General features: G+C 30.9%; 21 protein-coding genes. 9 read left to right on the top strand and 12 right to left on the bottom strand.

What is annotated here, in order from left to right; all coding sequences use genetic code 11:
* Positions 1 to 10: 10 nt before the first annotated feature.
* Genes GFJ99_RS01095 through GFJ99_RS01085 form a run of 3 tightly spaced genes read right to left on the bottom strand, consistent with a single transcriptional unit; the run spans position 11 to position 2,840 of the window.
* Complete coding sequence (locus tag GFJ99_RS01095) at positions 11 to 241, bottom strand: ferredoxin (RefSeq protein WP_153207165.1); 231 nt, start codon at positions 239 to 241, stop codon at positions 11 to 13.
* The gene (locus GFJ99_RS01090) at positions 241 to 1,482 is read right to left on the bottom strand and encodes a peptidase U32 family protein (protein ID WP_153207164.1); all 1,242 of its coding nucleotides are present in this window, start codon (positions 1,480 to 1,482) and stop codon (positions 241 to 243) included. Before GFJ99_RS01090 ends, GFJ99_RS01095 begins: the two co-directional genes overlap by 1 nt.
* On the bottom strand, positions 1,482 to 2,840 hold the full coding sequence (locus GFJ99_RS01085) for a rhodanese-related sulfurtransferase (RefSeq protein WP_153207163.1): 1,359 nt from the start codon (positions 2,838 to 2,840) through the stop codon (positions 1,482 to 1,484). The genes GFJ99_RS01090 and GFJ99_RS01085 overlap by 1 nt, the downstream gene beginning before the upstream one ends.
* A gap of 194 nt (positions 2,841 to 3,034) precedes the next feature.
* Between GFJ99_RS01085 and recA the strand changes: the two genes are divergently transcribed.
* From recA to GFJ99_RS01065, 4 genes are all read left to right on the top strand, one after another.
* Positions 3,035 to 4,039, top strand: a complete 1,005-nt coding sequence (gene recA, locus GFJ99_RS01080) for a recombinase RecA (protein WP_008255507.1) — start codon at positions 3,035 to 3,037, stop codon at positions 4,037 to 4,039.
* A 91-nt stretch (positions 4,040 to 4,130) separates the two neighbouring features.
* The gene (locus tag GFJ99_RS01075) at positions 4,131 to 4,532 is read left to right on the top strand and encodes a hypothetical protein (RefSeq protein WP_008255506.1); all 402 of its coding nucleotides are present in this window, start codon (positions 4,131 to 4,133) and stop codon (positions 4,530 to 4,532) included.
* 11 nt (positions 4,533 to 4,543) lie between these two features.
* Entirely contained in the window at positions 4,544 to 5,086 is a 543-nt protein-coding gene (locus GFJ99_RS01070) for an RNA polymerase sigma factor (RefSeq protein WP_008255504.1), read from the top strand.
* On the top strand, positions 5,083 to 6,741 hold the full coding sequence (locus tag GFJ99_RS01065; RefSeq protein ID WP_153207162.1) for a hypothetical protein: 1,659 nt from the start codon (positions 5,083 to 5,085) through the stop codon (positions 6,739 to 6,741). The genes GFJ99_RS01070 and GFJ99_RS01065 overlap by 4 nt, the downstream gene beginning before the upstream one ends.
* A 91-nt stretch (positions 6,742 to 6,832) precedes the next feature.
* Here GFJ99_RS01065 and GFJ99_RS01060 read toward each other — a convergent pair whose 3' ends face one another.
* A complete protein-coding gene (locus GFJ99_RS01060) occupies positions 6,833 to 7,573 on the bottom strand; it encodes a 1-acyl-sn-glycerol-3-phosphate acyltransferase (RefSeq protein ID WP_153207161.1) in 741 nt (246 codons plus the stop codon).
* Positions 7,574 to 7,680: 107 nt separating this feature from the next.
* Here GFJ99_RS01060 and trpS point away from each other — a divergent pair, with 107 nt between their 5' ends.
* A complete protein-coding gene (gene trpS, locus GFJ99_RS01055; protein ID WP_153207160.1) occupies positions 7,681 to 8,649 on the top strand; it encodes a tryptophan--tRNA ligase in 969 nt (322 codons plus the stop codon).
* Between the two features lie 57 nt (positions 8,650 to 8,706).
* Here the strand turns inward: trpS and GFJ99_RS01050 are convergent, their stop codons facing one another.
* Genes GFJ99_RS01050 through dprA form a run of 4 tightly spaced genes read right to left on the bottom strand, consistent with a single transcriptional unit; the run spans position 8,707 to position 13,723 of the window.
* Positions 8,707 to 9,345, bottom strand: coding sequence for a hypothetical protein (locus tag GFJ99_RS01050; protein ID WP_153207159.1), 639 nt, complete (start codon positions 9,343 to 9,345; stop codon positions 8,707 to 8,709).
* A gap of 4 nt (positions 9,346 to 9,349) precedes the next feature.
* Entirely contained in the window at positions 9,350 to 9,970 is a 621-nt protein-coding gene (locus tag GFJ99_RS01045) for a hypothetical protein (protein WP_153207158.1), read from the bottom strand.
* Between the two features lie 31 nt (positions 9,971 to 10,001).
* The gene (locus GFJ99_RS01040; RefSeq protein ID WP_153207157.1) at positions 10,002 to 12,575 is read right to left on the bottom strand and encodes a phosphoenolpyruvate carboxylase; all 2,574 of its coding nucleotides are present in this window, start codon (positions 12,573 to 12,575) and stop codon (positions 10,002 to 10,004) included.
* Positions 12,576 to 12,610: 35 nt separating this feature from the next.
* Complete coding sequence (dprA, locus tag GFJ99_RS01035; RefSeq protein ID WP_153207156.1) at positions 12,611 to 13,723, bottom strand: DNA-processing protein DprA; 1,113 nt, start codon at positions 13,721 to 13,723, stop codon at positions 12,611 to 12,613.
* A 355-nt stretch (positions 13,724 to 14,078) separates the two neighbouring features.
* On the opposite strand from dprA, the gene GFJ99_RS01030 reads away from it, so the two are divergent.
* Both GFJ99_RS01030 and GFJ99_RS01025 read left to right on the top strand, forming a co-directional pair.
* Positions 14,079 to 15,029 (top strand): SPOR domain-containing protein, encoded by a 951-nt coding sequence (locus GFJ99_RS01030; protein WP_153207155.1) that lies wholly within the window; start codon positions 14,079 to 14,081, stop codon positions 15,027 to 15,029.
* Positions 15,030 to 15,126: 97 nt separating this feature from the next.
* Positions 15,127 to 15,639 (top strand): acyl-CoA thioesterase, encoded by a 513-nt coding sequence (locus tag GFJ99_RS01025; protein WP_040470335.1) that lies wholly within the window; start codon positions 15,127 to 15,129, stop codon positions 15,637 to 15,639.
* Between the two features lie 138 nt (positions 15,640 to 15,777).
* Here the strand turns inward: GFJ99_RS01025 and GFJ99_RS01020 are convergent, their stop codons facing one another.
* Both GFJ99_RS01020 and GFJ99_RS01015 read right to left on the bottom strand, forming a co-directional pair.
* Positions 15,778 to 16,398, bottom strand: coding sequence for a hypothetical protein (locus GFJ99_RS01020; RefSeq protein ID WP_153207154.1), 621 nt, complete (start codon positions 16,396 to 16,398; stop codon positions 15,778 to 15,780).
* Position 16,399: 1 nt separating this feature from the next.
* Positions 16,400 to 16,735 carry a PadR family transcriptional regulator gene (locus GFJ99_RS01015; RefSeq protein ID WP_153207153.1) on the bottom strand — a complete coding sequence of 112 codons (336 nt, stop codon included), beginning with the start codon at positions 16,733 to 16,735 and terminating at the stop codon, positions 16,400 to 16,402.
* 138 nt (positions 16,736 to 16,873) lie between these two features.
* Here GFJ99_RS01015 and GFJ99_RS01010 point away from each other — a divergent pair, with 138 nt between their 5' ends.
* On the top strand, positions 16,874 to 17,926 hold the full coding sequence (locus tag GFJ99_RS01010) for a ferredoxin--NADP reductase (RefSeq protein WP_153207152.1): 1,053 nt from the start codon (positions 16,874 to 16,876) through the stop codon (positions 17,924 to 17,926).
* On the opposite strand, the gene GFJ99_RS01005 is transcribed toward GFJ99_RS01010, so the two are convergent.
* Positions 17,923 to 19,005, bottom strand: coding sequence for an AraC family transcriptional regulator (locus tag GFJ99_RS01005; protein ID WP_153207151.1), 1,083 nt, complete (start codon positions 19,003 to 19,005; stop codon positions 17,923 to 17,925). The genes GFJ99_RS01010 and GFJ99_RS01005 overlap by 4 nt on opposite strands.
* A 136-nt stretch (positions 19,006 to 19,141) precedes the next feature.
* Between GFJ99_RS01005 and GFJ99_RS01000 the strand changes: the two genes are divergently transcribed.
* A complete protein-coding gene (locus tag GFJ99_RS01000; protein WP_153207150.1) occupies positions 19,142 to 21,094 on the top strand; it encodes a hypothetical protein in 1,953 nt (650 codons plus the stop codon).
* Between the two features lie 32 nt (positions 21,095 to 21,126).
* Here GFJ99_RS01000 and GFJ99_RS00995 read toward each other — a convergent pair whose 3' ends face one another.
* On the bottom strand, positions 21,127 to 22,080 hold the full coding sequence (locus GFJ99_RS00995; RefSeq protein WP_162524023.1) for an AraC family transcriptional regulator: 954 nt from the start codon (positions 22,078 to 22,080) through the stop codon (positions 21,127 to 21,129).
* Positions 22,081 to 22,096 lie beyond the last annotated feature (16 nt).

Below are 22,096 nucleotides of genomic sequence, written 5' to 3'. Positions count from 1 at the left end.
AAACAGAAAATTATGTTTCTTTTATCGTAATTATATGAACTGGGCAAGCTTTTTCTGCTAACTCACAATTTTCAACAATAGTATGATCTGCCGATTTTAAAGTATAAAAACCTTTAGAATTTACCGATTTTATTAAAACTGATTTACCGTCTTTTTTAGACATTTGAAATTGTGCTGGTGCCATTTCTACACAGTAATTGCAACCAATACATTTATCTCTTTGTAATGTAACAACAACCATTAGTTCTCTACGATTTTATACATTTTATCTGATAAACGAATTCTAAATGGCACTTTTAATGTACAACTATCTCCTTTAGTTGCTTTTTCAGAAGTTGCATCGTTAACAAAAAAATCTTCTAAAATTAATTCTTGAGCTCCAGTTGACGGACCTGTAATTAAAATTTTATCGCCTTTCTTAATGTCATAGGCTTCAATTTTAAATTCAGCTATACTTGATTTTGGAAAATAATGCATTCCTTTCCCAACATATACTTTCTTTTGAGTGGCACTTGAACCTGGGTTATCTGACCATTCTCCTAATTTTTGTCCAAGGTAATAACCACTCCAAAATCCGCGATTGTAAACGGTTGCCAAAGCTTCCATCCAAGTATTTATTTTTTCTTTAGTAAAAGTTCCTTCGTAATGCGAGTCGATAGCTTCACGATACGTTTTGATAACCGTTGCCACATAATCGGCAGCACGTCCGCGTCCTTCAATTTTTAAAACTTTAATTCCAGAATTTATAACTTGGTCTAGAAAATCTAATGTACATAAATCTTTTGGCGACATTAAATATTCGTTATCCACTTCTATTTCGAAACCACTTTCTTGGTCGATTACGGTATATTTTTTACGGCAATTTTGTTTGCAGGCTCCACGATTAGCAGACGAATTATGTGAATGTAAACTCAAATAACATTTTCCCGAAACCGCCATGCATAAAGCGCCGTGACCAAAAATTTCAATTTCAACTAAATTGCCACTTGGACCTTTAACTTGTTCTTTTTCGATATCATCAGTAATCTTTTTCACTTGACGTAAACTCAACTCGCGAGACAATACAATGGTATCGGCAAACATAGCATAGAATTTTATTGTTTCGATATTAGTCACATTCAATTGGGTTGAAATATGCACTTCCATTCCTATCGTTCTGGCCGTCATAATAACCGCTTGGTCAGATGCAATTACAGCCGTAATTCCTGCTTCTTTGGCTTTGGTTAAAAGAGTTTTTACAATTGATAAATCATGATCGTAAATAATGGTATTTAAAGTTAGATACGTTCTAACATTTTTTTCGTTGCAACGACGAGCAATTTCTGGCAAATCGTCTAAAACGAAATTCACTGTTGCTCGAGCACGCATGTTTAATTGTTCAACGCCAAAATAAATGGAATCGCAACCATTATCTAGGGCCGCTTGCATGGATTCGAAATTTCCTGCAGGCGCCATCAATTCTATTTTTCCTGAAGCAGTCATTAGCCAATAATTTTAAATAATTTATCGGATAATCTTACTCTAAAAGGCACTTCAAAAGTTACTTTATCGCCAACTTTAGCTGATGAATTTTCTGTTCCGTTTACCAACATTTTTTCTAAAACCAATTCTTGATTTCCAGTTGTTGGACCCGAAATTAAGATTTTATCTCCTACATTTAAGTCATTGTTTTCAATCATAAAAAGTCCAACTTGTGCTTTTACATAATAATGTTCCGCTTTGCCAAGCAATACTTTTTTTACTTTTATTTTTTGGCGAATGTCATTGGTTGTATTGGCAACTGCTAATGGTTTATCCGAAAGTTCACCTGAATGTTTGAATTTCAAATTTTCTGATTTTCCTTTTCGGAAGACTTTATTTCCAACTTGTTTTCCTCTACGAAGCTTAACTTGTTCGGCTAATGGTAAATGGGTAATTTCTAAACATTCGGTAGAACAACAATTTTCCATTGCGGCTTTACAATCATCACATTGAATGAATAATAAATGACAACCATCGTTTAAACAATTCGTATGATTATCGCATGGTTTTCCACATTGATGACATTGCGAAACAATATCATTAGTAATTCGTTCTCCTAATCTATGGTCAAAAACGAAGTTCTTTCCAATGAATTTACTTTCTAAACCTTCCTCTTTAAGTTGCTTGGCATAATTGATAATTCCGCCTTCTAATTGGAATACATTTTTAAAACCTTGATGTTTAAAATAGGCTGACGCTTTTTCGCAACGAATTCCTCCGGTGCAATACATCACTAGGTTTTTATCTTCTTTAAAGTCTTTTAATTGTTCGTTGATAATTGGTAAACTTTCTCTAAAAGTTTCCACATCTGGAGTAATAGCACCTTTAAAATGACCGATTTCGCTTTCGTAATGATTTCTAAAATCTACTACAATCGTGTTTGGATCTTCTAATATTTGATTGAATGCTGCCGCTTTTAAATGCACACCGATGTTGGTTACATCAAATGTTTCATCGTTTAAACCGTCAGCTACAATTTTGTCACGAACTTTTACGGTTAGTTTTAAAAAGGAATGATCGTCGTGTTCTACAGCTACATTCAAACGAATGCCACGCATAAAATCATACGCTTCTAATGTTTCGCGAAAAGCTTCAAAGTTTTCTGCTGGAACACTCATTTGAGCATTAATTCCTTCTTTGGCTACATAGGTACGACCTAGAGCATCGAGTTGGTTCCATTGGATAAATAAATCGTCGCGAAATTTTTTGGGATCTTCAATTTTGGCATACGCATAGAAAGATAATGTAAGACGTTGTTTTCCGGCTTCATCAATTAATTGAGCTCTTTCTTCTGCGCTTAAGGTGTTATACAGTTGCATGCTATAAACGTTTTAAGATTAAAGACGCGATTAATGGCGTCTGTACAGAATATGTTATGAGTTCTAAATGGAAGAACTCGGCGTCAAAGGTAATAAAATTGATTAAAAATCAAACTATTGATGCTGAATGAAAACATATTAACAATTTTTGGAACAAATAAAAAAAGCTGTATTTTTACGAAAAATATCATATTATGAGTGCAGATAAAGAAGCCAAATTAAAAGCCTTACAATTAACATTAGACAAACTTGACAAAACGTACGGAAAAGGAACCGTAATGAAACTAGGCGATAGCGCTGTTGAAGAAATAGAAGCTATACCTTCGGGTTCATTAGGAATTGACTTAGCGCTTGGAGTAAATGGTTACCCAAGAGGAAGAGTTATTGAGATTTACGGACCAGAATCGTCAGGTAAAACTACGTTAACATTACATGCCATTGCTGAAGCACAAAAAGCAGGAGGAATTGCTGCGTTTATTGATGCAGAACACGCATTTGACCGTTTTTATGCGGAAAAATTAGGAATTGACATCGACAATTTAATTATTTCTCAACCTGATAATGGTGAACAAGCCTTAGAAATTGCAGAAAGTTTAATCCGTTCGGGTGCGGTTGATATTGTAGTCATTGACTCGGTTGCTGCTTTAACACCAAAAAGTGAAATTGAAGGCGATATGGGTGATTCTAAAATGGGATTACACGCACGTTTGATGTCGCAAGCATTAAGAAAATTAACAGGAACTATTCATAAAACAAATTGTACTGTTTTCTTCATTAACCAATTACGTGATAAAATTGGGGTTATGTTTGGAAGTCCAGAAACAACTACCGGTGGTAATGCATTAAAATTTTATGCTTCGGTTCGTATTGATATTCGTAAATCGACTCAGATTAAAGATGGTGATAACGTATTAGGAAACAGAACTAAAGTTAAAATCGTTAAAAACAAAGTGGCACCACCATTCAGAACTGCAGAATTTGACATTATGTATGGCGAAGGAATTTCAAAAGTAGGTGAAGTTTTAGACTTAGCTGTAGAATTTGAAGTAATTAAGAAAAGTGGTTCTTGGTTTAGTTATGGAGAAACTAAATTAGGACAAGGTAGAGATGCTGTAAAAGCTTTAATTAAAGATAACCCAGAATTAATGGACGAATTAGAGCAAAAAATTAAAGATCTAATTAAAGAAAATAACGCTTAGAAATTAAATCACGCCTTGAGCGTGATTTTTTTTGTAAATTGACGCAACCTTTTTAAAAAAATTTAATCTAATAAGTATAATAACCATACAAATGAAAAAATTAGTTTTATTAGTAAGTCTTTTGTTTTTATTCAATTCTTGTCAGTTAGATGAGAATAATTTTACTGTTGAAATTTTACCAGTTCATACTGTTGAAATACCATCAGAATTTGTACTTGGTGAAGTATATCAAATTACTATGGAATATTACAGACCATCAAACTGTCATTCTCCATATGGAGTATACTATGAAAAAGATTTAAACACAAGAACTTGTGCAGTACAAAATTTAGTTGAAGAAAGAGGCAATTGTGCTCCTGTAGAAAATATATTGGTTCAAGAAACATTTAATTTTCATGTTACCAATACCGGAAATTATATTTTTAAATTTTGGACAGGAACTGACGATCAAGGAAATGATACCTTTATAATTCATGATATTCCTGTTAATTAACAAATATCAAATTGGTCATAGAGCAACTTATATATGAGTGTGGTAAAAACAATACAAAAGCACAAGAACATGTTTATCGCTTATTAGCGCCTAAATTATTTTCTGTGTGTTTAAAGTATTCGCGAAACTATGAAGAGGCTCAAGATAATTTGCAAGAAAGTTTTTTAATCATTTTTGAAAAAATAAACCAATATAAAAATTCGGGTTCTTTTGAAGGCTGGGCAAAACGAATCGTTATAAATTATGTTTTACAACAATATAGAAAGCAAACTGTTTTTGAAATTGTTTCAGAAAAAATTCCGGCAGAAGAGGAACTAGAAATTGATGATGATGCCATTAGTCTTGAGTTTTTAACTAAAATAATACAAGAGTTACCAGATAGATATCGATTGGTATTTAATTTATATGTTTTAGACGGATATTCTCATAAAGAAATTTCAGAAATGCTTGAAATTAATATTGGAACATCTAAATCAAATTTAGCTAGAGCAAAAGCTATTTTAAAAACTAAAATAGAATTGAACAACAGTTTTGATGTAAAAAAAAGTAAATGAAAGAAAATAAAAATATAGAACGATTATTTCAAGAAAAATTCAAAAATTTTGAAGCTTTACCGCCTGAAGATTCTTGGGATTTTATTGCTGATCGGTTAAAAGAAAAAAAGAAGAAAAGAATTGTTCCTATTTGGTTTCAATATTCAGGAATTGCAGCTTCTTTATTATTAGTTGGAACGTTAATTTGGAATTTTTTAGGCAATAATGACACTAAAGAATTGCCAAGTTTTGAAAATTCTATTGTAAATAATAATGATGTAAAAAACAACGATAAAAATTTAAAAAACAATAATTCTAACGAAGAATCTTTAGTATACGAATTAAAATCGAACGAAAAAGATTCTGAAAAAAATCCATTTGACACAGACAATCAAAACAATAAGAAGTCTAACATATATAAAGAGAAACTTTCGAATAAAAACTTTAAAAATAATTCTGGAAAATCTAACGCAGTTGTAACAAACAATAAAATAGAAAAAAACACAGATTTAAATTCAAAGTACCAACCGAAAAATACAATTAAAAACAGTAATAAAAAACAACGTCTTTCTAAAGAAAATTCTGAAACAGTAGTTGTTTCTAATACCAAAAAATCTAAGTCTAAAAGAAATTCAAAAGATAAGTTAAATAAAAATAATTCCGATTTTGAAAACCTATTTGACAATAATAACGTAGTTAATAATAAAGAAGATAAAGCTTTATTTAACAAAGAAACGATTGATGCTTTTTTTGAAGATAAAACATCAAACACAAAAGTAATTACAAACAATGATTCCATTAGCAATACAACAACGATTTCAAATGTTGTTGCTTCTAACGAAATTATTGTTCAAGATAGTACTCTAGTTGCAGAAGTTGTAACAGAAACCAATCCGCTAGAAGAATTGCTTAAAGAAAAAGAGGCTGGGAAAAATGAAGATGAAAAAGAAGAAAAAAGAAGTAAATGGGCGATTAGCACTACCGCGTCGCCTGTTTATTTTAATTCTTTAGCAGAAGGATCTTCTATTGATGAGCAATTTAATTCGAACAGTAAAAACTATTCAACAACTTTAAGCATAGGTGTTGCAGGAAGTTACGCAATAAATGATAAATTAAGCTTAAAAGCAGGTGTAAACAACATTAATCTTAGCTATAATACAAATGATGTTATTTTTGAATCTAGAATGAGAGAAGTTGAAAATAACATTCCTTCGATATCAAGAAATGCAAACGCTACTAATATGGCGTTCAGTTCAAAAAATGCAAATATCGATGAAATATCTGGTGATGTAGAAAATGTAATTATAGATAATAATATAGGTGCTTTAAAACAAAACATCTCATACATTGAAGTTCCTTTTGAGTTTAGTTACAAACTAATTGATAAAAAATTTGGAATAGAATTAGTTGGAGGAATGAGTACTTTATTTCTAAATCAAAACAATATTTCTTTAGTAGCAAATGGTTTAGAAATGGAAGTTGGTAGAGCAAATAATTTAAACAATATACATTTTAGTAGCAATGTCGGTTTGGGTTTTAAATACTCGTTCTGGAAAAGCTTTAATGCAAATTTCCAACCTATGTTTAAATACCAGATCAATACTTTTAATGAAAATTCTAGCAATTTCAGACCTTATTTTATTGGTTTGTATTCTGGAATTAGTTTTAGTTTTTAAACTTAAGTTGGTTAAGTTTAAAATTTTTAGTTAAGTTGTTTCGTTTCTAGTTAAAACGAAGCTGAAAAAGTCCAAATGCGTTTGGACTTTTTTATTTTATGTCGTTTTCTAAAGGTGCTAAAATAATTTGACGTACTTGCTTTTTTAACTCATGTCTGTCTTCTAATGTTTTTCCTTTAGTTTCAATTATAGGAAAAATTTTAGCTCGCATTTTACCCGGACTTCCGCTGAAGAAAGTATATGAAAGTCTTTTCTTATTATCAAAAAACACCATAGGAACTATTGGTAAACCATGTTCAATTGCAATTCTAAAAGCACCATCTTTAAATTCATCTAAAATAATATGTTCTTCTGGAACACCGCCTTCAGGAAAAATACAGATACTCAATCCTTGTTCGATTCTCTTTTGTGCTCGTTCAAAAACCTGATAACGACTTTTGCTGTTTGCTCTATCTACTAATATACAAACCCTTTTATAAATAAATCCAAATAATGGAATCTTAGCCAATTCTTTTTTCCCAACAAATACAAAAGGATGATTTTTAACCGCAATTAGCATTAGCATAATATCCGTCATTGAAGTATGATTGGCCACCAACATGTAACTTTTTCCGTCTTCAAAAACTTCGCTTCCTTCAATCTTGTAATTAAAACCCATGCCTATTAAAATAATCTTAGACCATAACCTCGCAATTTTAAAAAATATCGAATAGGTTTTCTCGCTTAAAATAGTGGCAAAAATAAACGGAAACAAAACTATTATTGGAACTAAAACCAAGATATAAAACCAAATTCGATATAATAATGTAAGTGGATATTTTAAAAATTTCATCGATTTTCTTCTATTAGAATTTCAAAAGTAATGATTTTAATAAAACTTAGCGGTTTTACTTTTCCCTTTTTACATTATGGTTTACATTTGCAAAAATTAGTTTAATAATGGCAAAAATTTTAACCGGAGTTCAAAGTACAGGAACGCCACACTTAGGAAATCTGTTAGGAGCAATATTACCTGCTATTCAAATGGCAGAAAATCCTGATAATCAATCGTTTCTTTTTATTGCCGATTTGCATTCGATTACGCAAATTAAAAATGGCGATGAATTAAGACAAAACACCTATAGTACGGCGGCAACTTGGCTTGCTTGCGGATTAAATACCGATAAAGTAATTTTTTATCGTCAATCAGATGTGCCACAAACGGCAGAATTGTCTTGGTATTTAAGTTGTTTCTTTCCGTTTCAACGATTAACATTAGCGCATTCTTTTAAAGATAAAGCGGATAGATTAGAAGATGTAAATGCCGGATTATTTACGTATCCTATGTTAATGGCAGCCGATATTTTATTGTACGATGCCAATATTGTTCCGGTAGGAAAAGATCAGATGCAACATCTTGAAATTACTCGTGATGTAGCTTCGCGTTTTAACCATCAAATGGGTGAAACTTTTGTGTTACCTGAAGGAAAAACAAGCGAAGAAACGATGTATGTTCCGGGGACTGACGGACAAAAAATGAGTAAATCGAGAAACAATTTCATTAATATTTTTGTTGACGATAAAGCCCTTCGCAAACAAATAATGGGAATTCAAACCGATAGTACACCGCTTGAAGAACCAAAAAATCCTGACACTTGTAATTGTTTTGCTTTGTATAAATTGTTAGCAACATCAGAACAAACTGAAGCAATGAAAGCTAATTATTTAGCTGGAAATTACGGCTACGGTCACGCCAAACAAGCTTTATTTGAATTAATCGTTGAGAAATTCAAAACCGAAAGAGAAAAGTACAATTACTACATCAACAACTTGGAAGAAGTAAACCAGTTATTGCTTGAAGGTGCTGCAAAAGCGGGTGAAGTAGCAAATGGCGTTTTAAAAAGAGTGAGAGAGAAGTTGGGATATTAAAAACTCAACTTTAAATAAAGAAAAACCTCAAAGTTTAGAAGTCTAAATTTTGAGGTTTTATTCTTTAATGATTTTTTCTATTTTCCATTTATTCTCCTTTTGAGAGAAATTACAAAATACGTTATAGTGATAATACGTTTTATTACATTGAAAATAAGCTTTTCCGTTTTTGTGAATTAAAACTCTACTCAACCCAGAAAGTGGAAGGTGTTCATCATTTCTTACACCACCTTCAAAAGTGTCTTTGTAAGATACTAAAACAACATCAATATTTGATTTTTCAAATTCCTTTACATTTAGTTTTCGCTGTGGTAATGAATCAAATTCATACTTTAAATCTTGATTAAATGATGCATTTACCGAAAGTAATGTGTCAATAACTGCGTATTTATATTTTTTGAATTCATCTGTTTTTTTGACAGAAGTTTCAATTTTTTGTTTTAATTCTAACTTAAAAGTAATCCAATCCTCATCTCGTTTCTTATTTAATTGTTGAATCTTTTCTTTAGAAAATTTTAAACTATCAGTTTCTATAGGTGGAGGAAGAAAATTGTTTTCATTTTGATTTAATTCATATTTTGCAATTTCCGGTAACACATCGCACAAAACTTCCGCTTCTAATTCTTCATAGGTTTTTTCTTTCTCGGTACAAGAAAACAACATTAATGAAATTAATAAAATTGTAGTATATCTCATAAAATTATTCTTTAATAATTTCTTTAACTACCCATTTATTTTTCACTTTCTCTGAAACTATTTCAATTGAATAAGGCAAACAACCAAAAGGATAAAGTTTAAAAAAAGCTTTTGTTTTTTTATCATCAAACAAAACTCGAGTAACGCTTGATAACGCTTTAACTTCATAATCCTTTATAAATTCACCCCAGATGGCAATAGTGTCGTTTTTAAAAAATTTAACTTTGAGCGTTGAGTCTAATAATTCATTTGGTCGAAATTTTCTTTCCATCAAACTATCAACAGATATAAAATTTTGAAGTCTGTTTTTAAATTCTGATTTATTTACAGAAAACATAAGAGAATTTAAACCAATTTGTATTTTATATTTCTCTAGAGATAATTTTTTAATTTCATCCGTTTGTCTTTCGATATCCTTCATAATCGAATCATTATCTAAATTAAATTTTATTGAATCCGAACTTGGAGGAGGTGGAGGCGGCAAATTAATTTTAATAAATGGATATATAACTTCCGGTAACACATCACACAAAACTTCCGCTTCTAATTCTTCATAGGTTTTTTCTTTCTCGGTACAAGAAAATATAAATAAAGAAAAAAATGTAAGTAGAATTAGTTTTTGCATAAACTTGAATTTATAAAATCAAATACAAAAACTAAGCCGAATTTCTACTTGCGTTAATATTTCCAAACAACGAACGCGTTACTATTTTTTCATAAATAGCAATTTGTTTTTCATCTGGGTTTTCGCTCTCTTTTAATTCTTTAATTTTTAATAATGCATATTGCTGAATAGTTAAAAGTGGCAAAACAATTTTCTCACGAAGTTCAACGGAAGCTTTCCCGTCTGGATAGTTTTCCATTAATGCTGAGTAGCCCGAAAGTTTCAATAACAAACGTTTGGTTTCTAAAAATTCGGTGTAAATCAATTGCCAAAATTCGCCAAATTCTTTATCATTTTTCATATAAGCAGTTAAAGGAAAGAACGATTTGCTCAATGCCATCATACTGTTTTCGATAAGCGTTTTAAAGAATAACGAGTTGTGGTATAAATCGGAAACTTTTTGCCATTCGTTGTTGTCTTCGTAATTTTTCAATGCAGTTCCTACTCCAAAAAACCCAGGAACATTTTGTTTCAATTGACTCCACGAACCTACAAAAGGAATGGCTCTTAAATCGGCAAAATTCAATTTATCAGAAGCATTTCTTTTAGATGGGCGACTTCCAATATTGGTTTTTGCGTAATAATTCAACGTGCTCATTCGTTCCAAATAAGGCACAAACATTTCGTGATTTTTAAAATCGACATATTTTTGATAACTAATTTCCGAAAGGTTTTGCAAGACTTCTTTTTCTTCGGAAGTTAACTCGTTTTCTGATTTAGTAAACACTTGATTTTTTGCTCCTGCACTTAATAAATTTTCTAAATTATAACGACAAGAATCTATTGTGCCAAAATTAGAACTAATGGTTTGCCCTTGCACGGTTAATTGAATTTGCTGGTTTTCGATTGTTGGTCCTAATGAAGCATAAAATTTATTGGTTTTTCCTCCGCCACGAGCTGGTGGTCCGCCACGTCCATCAAAAAACACCACTTTAATATCGTATTTTCTTGAAATTGCAGTTAGCGCTTCTTTTGCTTTGTAAATTCCCCAATTCGCCATTAAATAACCACCATCTTTTGTTCCGTCAGAAAAACCAAGCATAATAGTTTGCTCATTTCCACGCATCTTTAAATGATTTGCGTAAGTTACATTCGTGTATAATTGTTCCATACCACGATCTGCTTTTTCCAAATCTTCCACCGATTCAAAAAGCGGTACAATATCAACGGTAGGATTTTTCCATCCACATAAATGAAACATACTTAAGGTTTCAAAAACATGTAAAGCACTTTCATTATTACTTATTATATATCTATTGGAAGCTTTTTCACCATTATTTTGCTGAATTGTTTTCATGGCTTTAATGGAACCAATTGTTGATTTTACGATTTCATCTTCAAAATCAGTAACGTCTAAATCAGAAAAAACATTTGATAAAAAATTAAATTTATCTTCTTCAGAAAGTGATTTATAATTCTCCGGGAAGTTGGTTTTTTTATTTGCTATTATTGCATCAAAAACACGAGCATGAATTTTACTGTTTTGGCGAATATCAAGTGTTGCAAAATGGAATCCAAATAAATTTAGTTTATTCAATAACAAATCAATTTCATCTATATAAAGTGATTGGTGTTTGGTTGTAACCAACATTTTAACTTGCAATAATTTATCTTTTAAATCTTCTAAAGTGATGAAAATTTCTCCTTGAGAATAAAAAACAGAACGATATAACTTACTTTCAATATCGGCAATTATGATATCAACTCCTGCAAAAGTTAGTTTTCTTTTTAATTTTCGAATGTCATTGTAGTAACTTTTTAAAATAGACGTTCTTAATCTATCTGCCACTTTTAAAGTGATTTCGGTGGTTACGTATGGATTTCCATCTCTATCGCCACCCGGCCAAAAACCTAAATTTAAAATGTCATTTTTCGGCATTTCGCCCTTTAAAATGTTTTTTTGAATGTATTGCATCATCGCTCCAGCGGTTTCATAAAATACGTTTTCCAAATACCATATAAGACTAACTGCTTCGTCATATGGTGTTGGTTTTTCGTGTTTTATAAATGGCGTTTTGCCTAATTGTGCTAATAATTCTTTTATAGAATTTAAATTGTTTTCTCTTATTGCTTCAGTCAAATCAGTTATAATTCCTAAAACCGAACCTGGGTAAAATTGTGTTGGATGTGCAGTTAAAACAGTTCTTATTTTAAAATTTTCCAAAAACTCTTTTAGTTCTTCTTGTTTGTTTTTTTGTTCGGCATTTTCTTTCATGTCACGTAACGAACCTCTGCCTTCCAAATTATTAACAACTGAAAAAGCGGCATCTTCTATGGCATCAAAAAGCACCACTTGACGTTCAATATATTGAATAAATCGAAACATTAACGATTCTTTTTCTTGTTGCGTTGGATTGTCTAAATATTTAGAAACAAAAGTGTCAAATATTTCTTCTGGACTTTGGTTGTTTTTAAATCCGTTTTCACAAACTTCTGAAAATAGTGGTAGTAAAACACCTGTATTGTTTATTTCGTCGAATGGTAAAGTGATAAAAACACTGTTGTAAATATTATATTTTGAAGCAACATTTTGATTAAAACGCTCGATTTTTGGAAGTGTGTACATGGTATTTAAATTTGTACTAATTTACGAGATTTAAATTAAACCACCTCAAACATTTTTCCAGGTAAAGGTCTAACTACTCCTTTTAATTCCATATTCAACAAAATAGAAGAAATCCGATAAATAGGAAAATTACATTCTAAAGCAATAATATCCATCATTTCTTTACCCGTTTTTTGAAGATAATCATAGATTAATTGTTCTTCTTCTGTTAAGGAAATAAAAAGTTGTTTTTGAATTGCATTATTGTCTTTTCGTGCTTTTGAATTAATTTCCCAATTCAAAATATAAACCAAATCTGCTGCCGAAGAAAGTAAATTTGCACGCTGCGTCTTAATTAAATTATTACAACCTTGGCTGTATTTATCAGTTATTCTACCAGGAACTGCAAACACATCTCTATTGTAGTCGTTAGCTAAATTAGCCGTAACTAACGAACCTCCTTTTTCAGCACTTTCAACAACAATAGTAGCTTCACTTATTCCAGCTACAATACGATTTCGTTTGATAAAGTTTTCTTTATCAGGATTGCTCGAACTCCAAAATTCGGTTAAAAAACCACCATTTTGCTCCATTTTCGCCATGTATTTTTTGTGTGTTTTAGGATAAATTTGATTTAATCCGTGAGCCAAAACACCTATCGTTTGCAAACCGCAATCCATTGCTATTTGATGTGCATAAATATCAACACCATAAGCAAAACCACTAACAATTATTGGATTTAATAGTGCAATCTCTTCAATTAATTTTCTAGTAAATTCCATTCCATAAGACGTAATTTGACGTGTGCCGACAATACTAATGATTCTTCTATTTTGTAAATCGATATTTCCCGCTTGGAACAAAAGTACCGGACTATCGTAGCAATGTTTTAATCGTTCGGGGTAGTTTTCTTCTTGAAAATAAGTGGTGGAAATATTTTCTTTAGCAATAAATTGAAGTTCAGTTTCAGCTTTTGTAAAAACAGATTTATCTTGAAGGTTTTTAATTAAAACCGAACCAATGCCATCTATTTTTTGAAGTTGTGATTTACTTGAAGCGAAAACTTCCTCGGCATTGCCGAAATGTTGAATGAGTTTTTTAGCGATTACATCTCCTACTCCTTCTACTTGCATCAACGCAAGCGTGAGGTATAATTCTGACTGTGTCATGGCGGATAAAAATTTATTTGGCGTATAATTGAAGAACAAAAATAGTGGTTTTTAGGAATATTCCAAAGGAATTTACTACATAGAAACATAGAAAATTATCTTAACCGCAGAAGACATTCCATTTTTACATAGAAAACAAAGACCAAGAAAGAAAATAAAATGCTATCTATCCCGAAGTTTCGGGACTGATGGGAGCGGCACCATGAAGAGCGGACAGCAGCCCTTCGACAAGCTCAGGATGACGAATAAAATCACAATCAACTTACTTCCAATTATTTACTTAAAAAATTGCGATTGTTAATAATTTTTGTTGATAAAATTTTGATATTGCTATTGATTATTTAACTTTGTTGTTATGCTTTTAGAAAAACACATTTCCGACTTATTATATCGTTATCAGTGCGTTACTGTTCCTGGTTTTGGTGCATTTTTAACCGAAACTGTTTCTGCTCATGTAACTGGTAGCGCAAGTTCGTTTTTTCCGCCAAAAAAAGTGATATCATTTAATGCGAATGTAAAAAACAACGATGGCTTGTTAGCGAATCATGTGGCATTACAAGAAAAAATGTCGTACGAATTAGCAGTTGTTAAAATTAGTGAAATCGTAAATGAATGGACGTATTTATTACAAAACCGCAATAGAGTTGTTGTTAAAAATGTAGGTGAAATTTCTGTTAATAACGAAATGAATTGGGTTTTTGAACCCGCTAATACTGTTAATTACTTAACGGATTCTTTTGGATTGTCTTCATTTATTTCTCCAGAAATTACTAGAGAAGTTTTAAAGAAAGAAGTGGAAGCTTTAGAAGAAAAAGCGCCTATTGTTTTTACACCTGAAAGAAAAAAAGATTATTCTTATTTAAAATATGCTGCAGTTTTTGTTGTAATGTTTGGCGCAATTGGTGGTGTTGGATTTGGATACAAAATGTATAATGATCAACAAATTGAGACTAAAACTTTAGCGGTTCAAAAAAACGTTCAAGAAAAAGTACAACAGCAAATTCAAGAAGCTACTTTTTTAATTAGCACTCCTGTTAACGCTGTTGAATTAACTGTTGCAACTCCAGTTGAAGAAAAAATGCCTTATCATTTAATAGCAGGCGCATATAGAAGTGAAGAAAATGCTAACAAAGCAATTGCTGAATTAAAGTCAGAAGGTTTTGAAAGTGCTAAAATGCTGCCATTAAATAAGCACAATTTATTTCCTGTTGTGTATGCTAGTTATAAAACATTAGAAGAAGCGCAACTAGAAAGAAAAAATATACAAAAAACACACAATGCAGAAGCTTGGTTAATGATAGAATAACTTTTTAACACTTTGCATAATAATTATTGAAATCCCTGTTTAGGGATTTTTTTTGCATTTAATTATCAAATTACGCATTATCTTTGCAAAAAAAACAATGCAACCAAAATTTCCTTCAGAATCGGTAACTACATTAACCGACTTAGTTTTACCAGGTGAAACGAATCCTTTAAACAATTTATTTGGTGGTGAATTGCTAGCTCGTATGGATAGAGCAGCGAGTATTACTGCTAGAAGACATTCACGTAGAATTTGCGTTACTGCTTCTGTAAACCATGTAGCGTTTAACAGAGCTATTCCTTTAGGAAGTGTTGTAACTGTTGAATCTAAAGTATCAAGAACTTTTAATTCTTCAATGGAAATTTATATTGATGTTTGGATTGAAGATAGAGAATCTGGAATTAAAAATAAAGCAAACGAAGCCATTTATACTTTTGTAGCGGTTGACGAAACGGGAAGACCCATTCCAGTTCCACCAATTGAACCTGAAACCGAATTAGAAAAACAACGATACGAAGCCGCTTTAAGAAGAAAACAACTAAGTTTAGTCTTAGCTGGAAAAATGAAACCAAGTGAAGCAACTGAATTAAAAGCGTTGTTTATGGAATAACAATTTTAGACGTTGTCAAACTGAACTTGTTTCAGTTTCTATCTTTTAAAACCAAGATTTTGAAACAAGTTCAAAATAACAAAATTGATTTTAATTAGCATATTCAGAATATGTTTCTTTTATGAGTTTCTATGTTTTTTATTGGAATAAAAATTGATTTTTCTGTCTAAAAGATTTCATTTCTAAATAATAAAATCGAAGAAAAGCAAAAAATACAAATAACAAGATAGTATTGAATATAACATAAGAAGTAAATCCTTCATTTGCTATTCGATGTAAGGGATTGGCTATTTGATATAACAAAAAAATGATGGAGAAGTTTTTGTCTATGTAATAAAACTTCTTTTTTCGAGTCAATAAGAAATGAATTAATCCAAAGATTAAATAAGTAATTATTAATGTTATGTAAATGTATTTTGTAAAATCATTTATTCCGAAATACTGCGTAAAAAAGTAGACGGTTAGGTACGTGATAAATGCCAAAAACAATTGAAATGGCTGAATTACAAATAACCCAAATTTTTTCAAAGGCTCTTTAAAATGTAAACCCTCCTCTTTATTCCCTTTCAAAATTTCTTTTTTATTTACCACCATATAACTTTTGAAAGCATCGTAAAAATCTAAATTCTCAGCCTCCATTTTTTGTTCCACTGCTGTTGCTACGTGGTCGAGCATTTCCATACGAATGTCGTAATAAATGACTTCGCTATTTTTTAGATAATTATCTATGAATTGGAGATTTTGTGGAGTCAACTTCATCTTAATAACTCAATTTAGGATTTACAATTGTTTGCATGTTTTTGATGAACTCTTCCAATTCGGCTAAACGGTTTACAGTTTCTGTGGTTCCTTTTTCAGTAAGTTTATAGTATTTTCTTAAACGATTATCTACTTTTTCTACCTCAACATCTAATAAACCATCGGCTTCTAATTTGTGTAAAGCAGGATATAAAGCACCTTCCGTAATGTTCAATTCACCTTTGGTAATTTCTTTTACTTTTTGCGTAATTTCATAACCATACATTCTGCCTTTTTCTTCCAAAAGTTTCATAATAATGGTGTTTAAACTGCCCTTATATAATTGTGAATTTTTCATTTTGTATAAAATTTCAAAAAACAAATATACATAATTTTCTTATGCATAACATTCTTAAGTAATATTTTTAAAGTCTTTTTTCTTTTCTCTTACTTCTATTTTCTTGATAAATAGTATTTTTGTAAAAAATAAAATCACATGTCATCATTTTATAAATTAAGCATTAAAGAAATTATTAAAGAAACGGCTGATGGGGTTTCCATTCTTTTTAATGTACCAGACGAATTAAAATCATATTACACTTTTGTTGCCGGACAATATGTAAACTTAAAAGTTACCCTTGACGGACAAGAAATTAGAAGAGCCTATTCGATTTGTTCTTCTCCAAAAAGTGGCGAATTACGAATTGCTGTTAAAGCAATAAAAACTGGATTCTTCTCTAAATTTGCCAATGAAAAACTAGCCGTTGGAAACGTAATCGAAGTAGGAACTCCCGAAGGAAAATTCACTTTTGAACCAAAAGCTGAACGTCAAAAAAACTACGCGGCATTTGTGGCAGGTAGCGGAATTACTCCTGTTTACTCCATTTTAAAATCGGTTTTAGAAGAAGAACCAAACAGTACTTTTGTATTGGTTTACGGAAATAAATCTGAAAAAGACACCATTTTTCACAACCAATTACACGATTTGCAATTACAATATGTTGGCCGTTTGTTTGTGCAATATGTTTATAGTCAATCTACTGCTGATAATGCCTTGTTTGGTAGAATTGATAAACCAAGCGTGAATTTTGTATTGAAGAACAAACACTCAGAAATGACGTTTTCAAAATTCTATTTATGTGGACCAGAAGAAATGATAAACCTAGTTTCAGAAACACTAAAAGAAAATAATGTTTCTGAATCAGATATTAAGTTCGAATTGTTCTCAACTTCTTCTAACGAGAATGAAACTGTAGGTGGAGCTGAAGGTCATACAAAAATTTCGATCTTAGTTGATGATGAAGAAACTAGTTTTGAAATGAGTCAGAAACAAACTTTATTAGAAGCGGCTTTAAAACAAGGATTAGATGTTCCATACTCATGTCAGGGTGGAATTTGTAGTAGTTGTATTTGTAAAATTACAGAAGGTGCAGCCGAAATGAAAAAAAATCAAATTTTAACTGATGCTGAAGTAGCTGATGGATTAACATTAGCTTGTCAGGCGTACCCAACAACAGCTACTATAAAAATTGATTTTGATGATGTTTAAAAATTTTTAAACACAGAAGGCGTTTTGCCTGTTGCTTTTTTAAAAGCCGTATTAAAGGAAGATTTAGAATGAAATCCCGCCATATTTGCTATTGTTTCGATAGTGAAATTGGCGGTTTCTTTTTGTACTAAAAGTTGTTTTGCTTCTTCAATTCGATAGGAATTGATGTAGGTAGCAAAATTCATTTCATATTTAGAATTTAGAAATAATGACACGTATTTTTCATTACTCCCTATTTTTTTTGCCAATTGATTTAATGTTAATTTAGCATCTAAAAAAGGCTTTTCTTCTTGCATTATTTTGGTTAACTTTTCCTCTAATCCTTCAAAAAACGGAGCAAAATTATCAGATTGTTTGGCTTCTAATTGTTCTTGTTTTACTTCGAAATCTAATTTTTCTTGTTTCCAACTAATGTAACCTACATAAATAAAATAAGCTGCAGAATACAATTCGAAAGACAATTTTAGAAATTCAGGCAAAATACCTGTTAGGCTAATTAGCAACAAGATCATAAAAATGACATAACCTAAAATAAAATGAAGCAATTTATCAGGATGAATTCCAGGTGAAGTAGTATCTAATTGTTTTTCTCTTTTATAGTTTTTAAATACTGAAACCGACAAAAACAAATAATAAATACTCAACAAAGGAAACACAAAAAGCAGTGCCAAATAATTGGAATACGTTAATATTTTTTCACTCATTTCTTTCATAAAAAGATTCTTTTTCGAATCCATATATAAAAAGGAAAACGCATTAATAAAGAAAAGTAAAAACACCACATAATAGTGCTTTACATTTTTAGTTTGACGAATTCCAGCCAAAAAGGCACTATAAAGATAAATCGTAGGCGGGATGGCAAGTAAGAAAACAAAGAAAAGCAACATAATTACCTCCGAAATCTTCTCGGAAAGCCAAGTTAGCTTTTCAGTAGCCAAAAAGAAGCATAAAATAGCAAAAGCCCAAAGTAAAAAATACAATCCTAAAAACTGCGAAGTCTTATTTTGCTTGCCTTTTCCTCTAAATAAAAAGAGAAATGCCAATACAAATGCAGTAACTATGGGAAGCAGTAAAGACATTAAATTAGGATATTTTTAAGGTTAATTAACGTTTAAATATACGGAATTTGTATAAATACAGGGAATACAAACATATAGTATTTTATTATCATAATCAACCAAAGTAGTTTTGTTCCGCATCAAAATACAAATGATTATGAAAAAAATATTTTTAACAATTATCACATTTTGCATTTTGCAATCTTATTCTCAAGTGGGTATTGGAACTACAAATCCACATCCAAGTTCTATTTTAGACATTAATAGTGCAACACAAGGGCTATTAGTTCCAAGACTTACTACTATAGAACGTAACGCTATTAGTGCTCCAGCAAATGGATTAATGATTTACAATACCACCATTTCTTGTTTCGAATTTTATAATGGCATAACATGGCAATCCCTTTGTAATACAAGTTTAGAACCTACAATTAGTTCAATTCCTTGTAATGCACCATTTACTGTAACACCTTCTGGAAATGGAGTTGCTGGTTTACCTTATAACAAAACTGTATCAATACCGTATTTAGGAGGAAATGGTGGTGCATATCCTTCAGGAACATCAATTGCTTCAACAGGTGTAACGGGTTTAACTGCTACTTTAAACGCTGGTACATTAGCAAATGGTGCTGGAAATTTTACATTTACTATCACAGGAACACCTGACCCTTTTGTGTCTGTATCAAACACAGCAACTGCAACTTTTCCATTTACTTTTGATGGTAAAAACTGTAGTTTTACTGTTACGATTGATAAAGCAAGAATTGGATCAACAATTTCTTGTACAACCGCTGTTGTTGAAAATCCTGCTACAGGAATTAATGGTTCTCCTTATAATGGAACTATTACAATAACATATTCTAATAGTATCCTTACAAATGGTGGTGCATATGCTGCACAAAGCATAACATCAACTGGTGTTACAGGTTTAACGGCTACGATTTCTTCAGGATTTGTAAACCCAGCAGGAGGGACATTAGTTTTTAATGTAACTGGAACTCCAAATTCAACAGGAAATGCACAATTTAACCTAAGTAATTTTATAAATGGGCTTACTTGTTCTGGCTCTAATGTTCAAATTGTTATTAGTGGAACTCCATTAGTTTCAAGTTTAAATTGTAGTGCAGCAAGTCATTCTCCTGCAACTGCTACACAATTAAGTGCTTATTCTGGCATAACTACTTTACCTTATACTGGTGGGAATGGACTGGCTTACTCTAGTCAATCCATAACTTCTACAGGAGTATTAGGCTTAACGGCAACTTTAACACCAGGAACTTTGGCTTTAGGAAATGGAAACTTGAACTTTAACGTTACTGGGACTCCTACTTCATCAGGATTTGCCAGTTTTTCAGTAACTTTTGGAGGTCAAACCTGTGTTTTTTCAATTCGAGTAAATGGTAGAGTAATTTCAATTGCCTATATTGATGGTAGTTCGTATTATGCAACTTCTGAATTTGGCCAACAAACTGTTCCACAAAACTATGGACCAACTGGTATATTTAATACTATTGGAGGTATTCTACATGACGACTATACTTCAACTTTTAACAGCTCAATCTCTCCATTAACCATGAAGAATACAAGAGAAATTATTGCCTGTGGACCAAATAAATCCGGTGGGGCAAGATCTGTTACAGATTGCCAAAGAATAAGAGATTATGTTGCCTTAGGTGGAATTGCCATAATTACACTAGATGCAAATGATGCAAATGCTATAACTACTTCAACAAATTATCATACAACATTTGGTGGAACAGGGACTTTTATTGCTGGAGCGAATCCAACAACTGTGAATTCTACAATAGCATTAAGTAGTAGTTATTGGGGTACTGCAAACCCAGGTATAAGCATAGAAGGTGTTGGTGTAAGTGCAGAATTTAGCGGAACATCTTACACTCTTCCAATTGGAGCTCAGGTTTTAGCACGATTTACTAATGGTAAGCCTGCTATTTGGACTTGTGGAGAAGGAAATAGAGCTATATTTATTTGTGATAACGGATTTTTAAGAAATTCAACTTATTTTACAACAATCACTGTAAATACTGATCAAGAAAGGTTTTTTCATAATTTACTTAAAAATTATGTTTTAGTTCACTTAGGATTTTGATGCAGAAGCCCTATAACTAAATTGTAAAGGAGCTAAACAGCTCCTTTACGTAATTTAAAATCAGTAGGCGTAAATCCAGATATTTTTTTAAAAGTCAAATTAAAACTAGACTTAGATTTAAAACCAGACATTGAACCAATTGATTGAAGAGTGTAATTTTCATATTCAACATCTAGTAATAATTTTTTAGCATAATTTACTCTGAATTCATTTATAAAATTAGAATAACTTGTTTTGTATTTTTTATTTATCAGTTGAGAAAGATATTTTTCATTTGTTCCTATATCCCTTGCAAGTTGCTTTATGTTTAAATCTGGATTTAAAAAAACAAGACTTTCATTTAAGGCTTTTACAAGATTATCATCAATAATTAATAAAGAATAAGAAAATTCATTACTTGATTGTAAAATATTATTTTTATTAATTGTCTTGAATAAAGTAAATGCAGATACCGGAAGGTAAATAAATATAAAAATTTTAAAAACAAAAGAAGGAAAAATGTAATTTAAAAAACAAGATAAAATAAATAAAAAGTAAAGGGTTATAAATAAAAAAATAGGTTGTTTAACTAAACTAATTATTGATTTAGATTTATTTACCGCTATAACCATTGCCGAAGCTTTGTAAACATAAAAAAACGTGGAAATTGGAAATATAAAAAAAATGACAAGAAAGTTAGAATATGTCATTATATTTTGAATAAACTCATATGAAAATGATTTCGAATCTTTAGAAAAGGAAAAAAACAACAGAGAAAGAAAATTTACTAAAAAAAGGGAAATAGGGATGTAAAAATGATTGAAAGAAAGTTGCTTTTGTTTTATAACATAAAAAACAATTGCATACATAATTGTTGGTAATAAGGTCAACCAAACAAAAAACATTAATGCAAATGCACTAATTATATTTTCATTAAAAAATGTTTTTTTATCAGTAGCAATATAAATACTAATAAAAACTAAAAACCAAACCAGATAAAAAAACATATTTATTTTGATGCTC

The organism is Flavobacterium sp. LMO6, assembly GCF_009495795.1.
Classification (GTDB): domain Bacteria; phylum Bacteroidota; class Bacteroidia; order Flavobacteriales; family Flavobacteriaceae; genus Flavobacterium.
The sequence above is the reverse complement of the archived record's forward strand: the minus strand, read 5'-3'. Positions and strand labels throughout refer to the sequence as shown.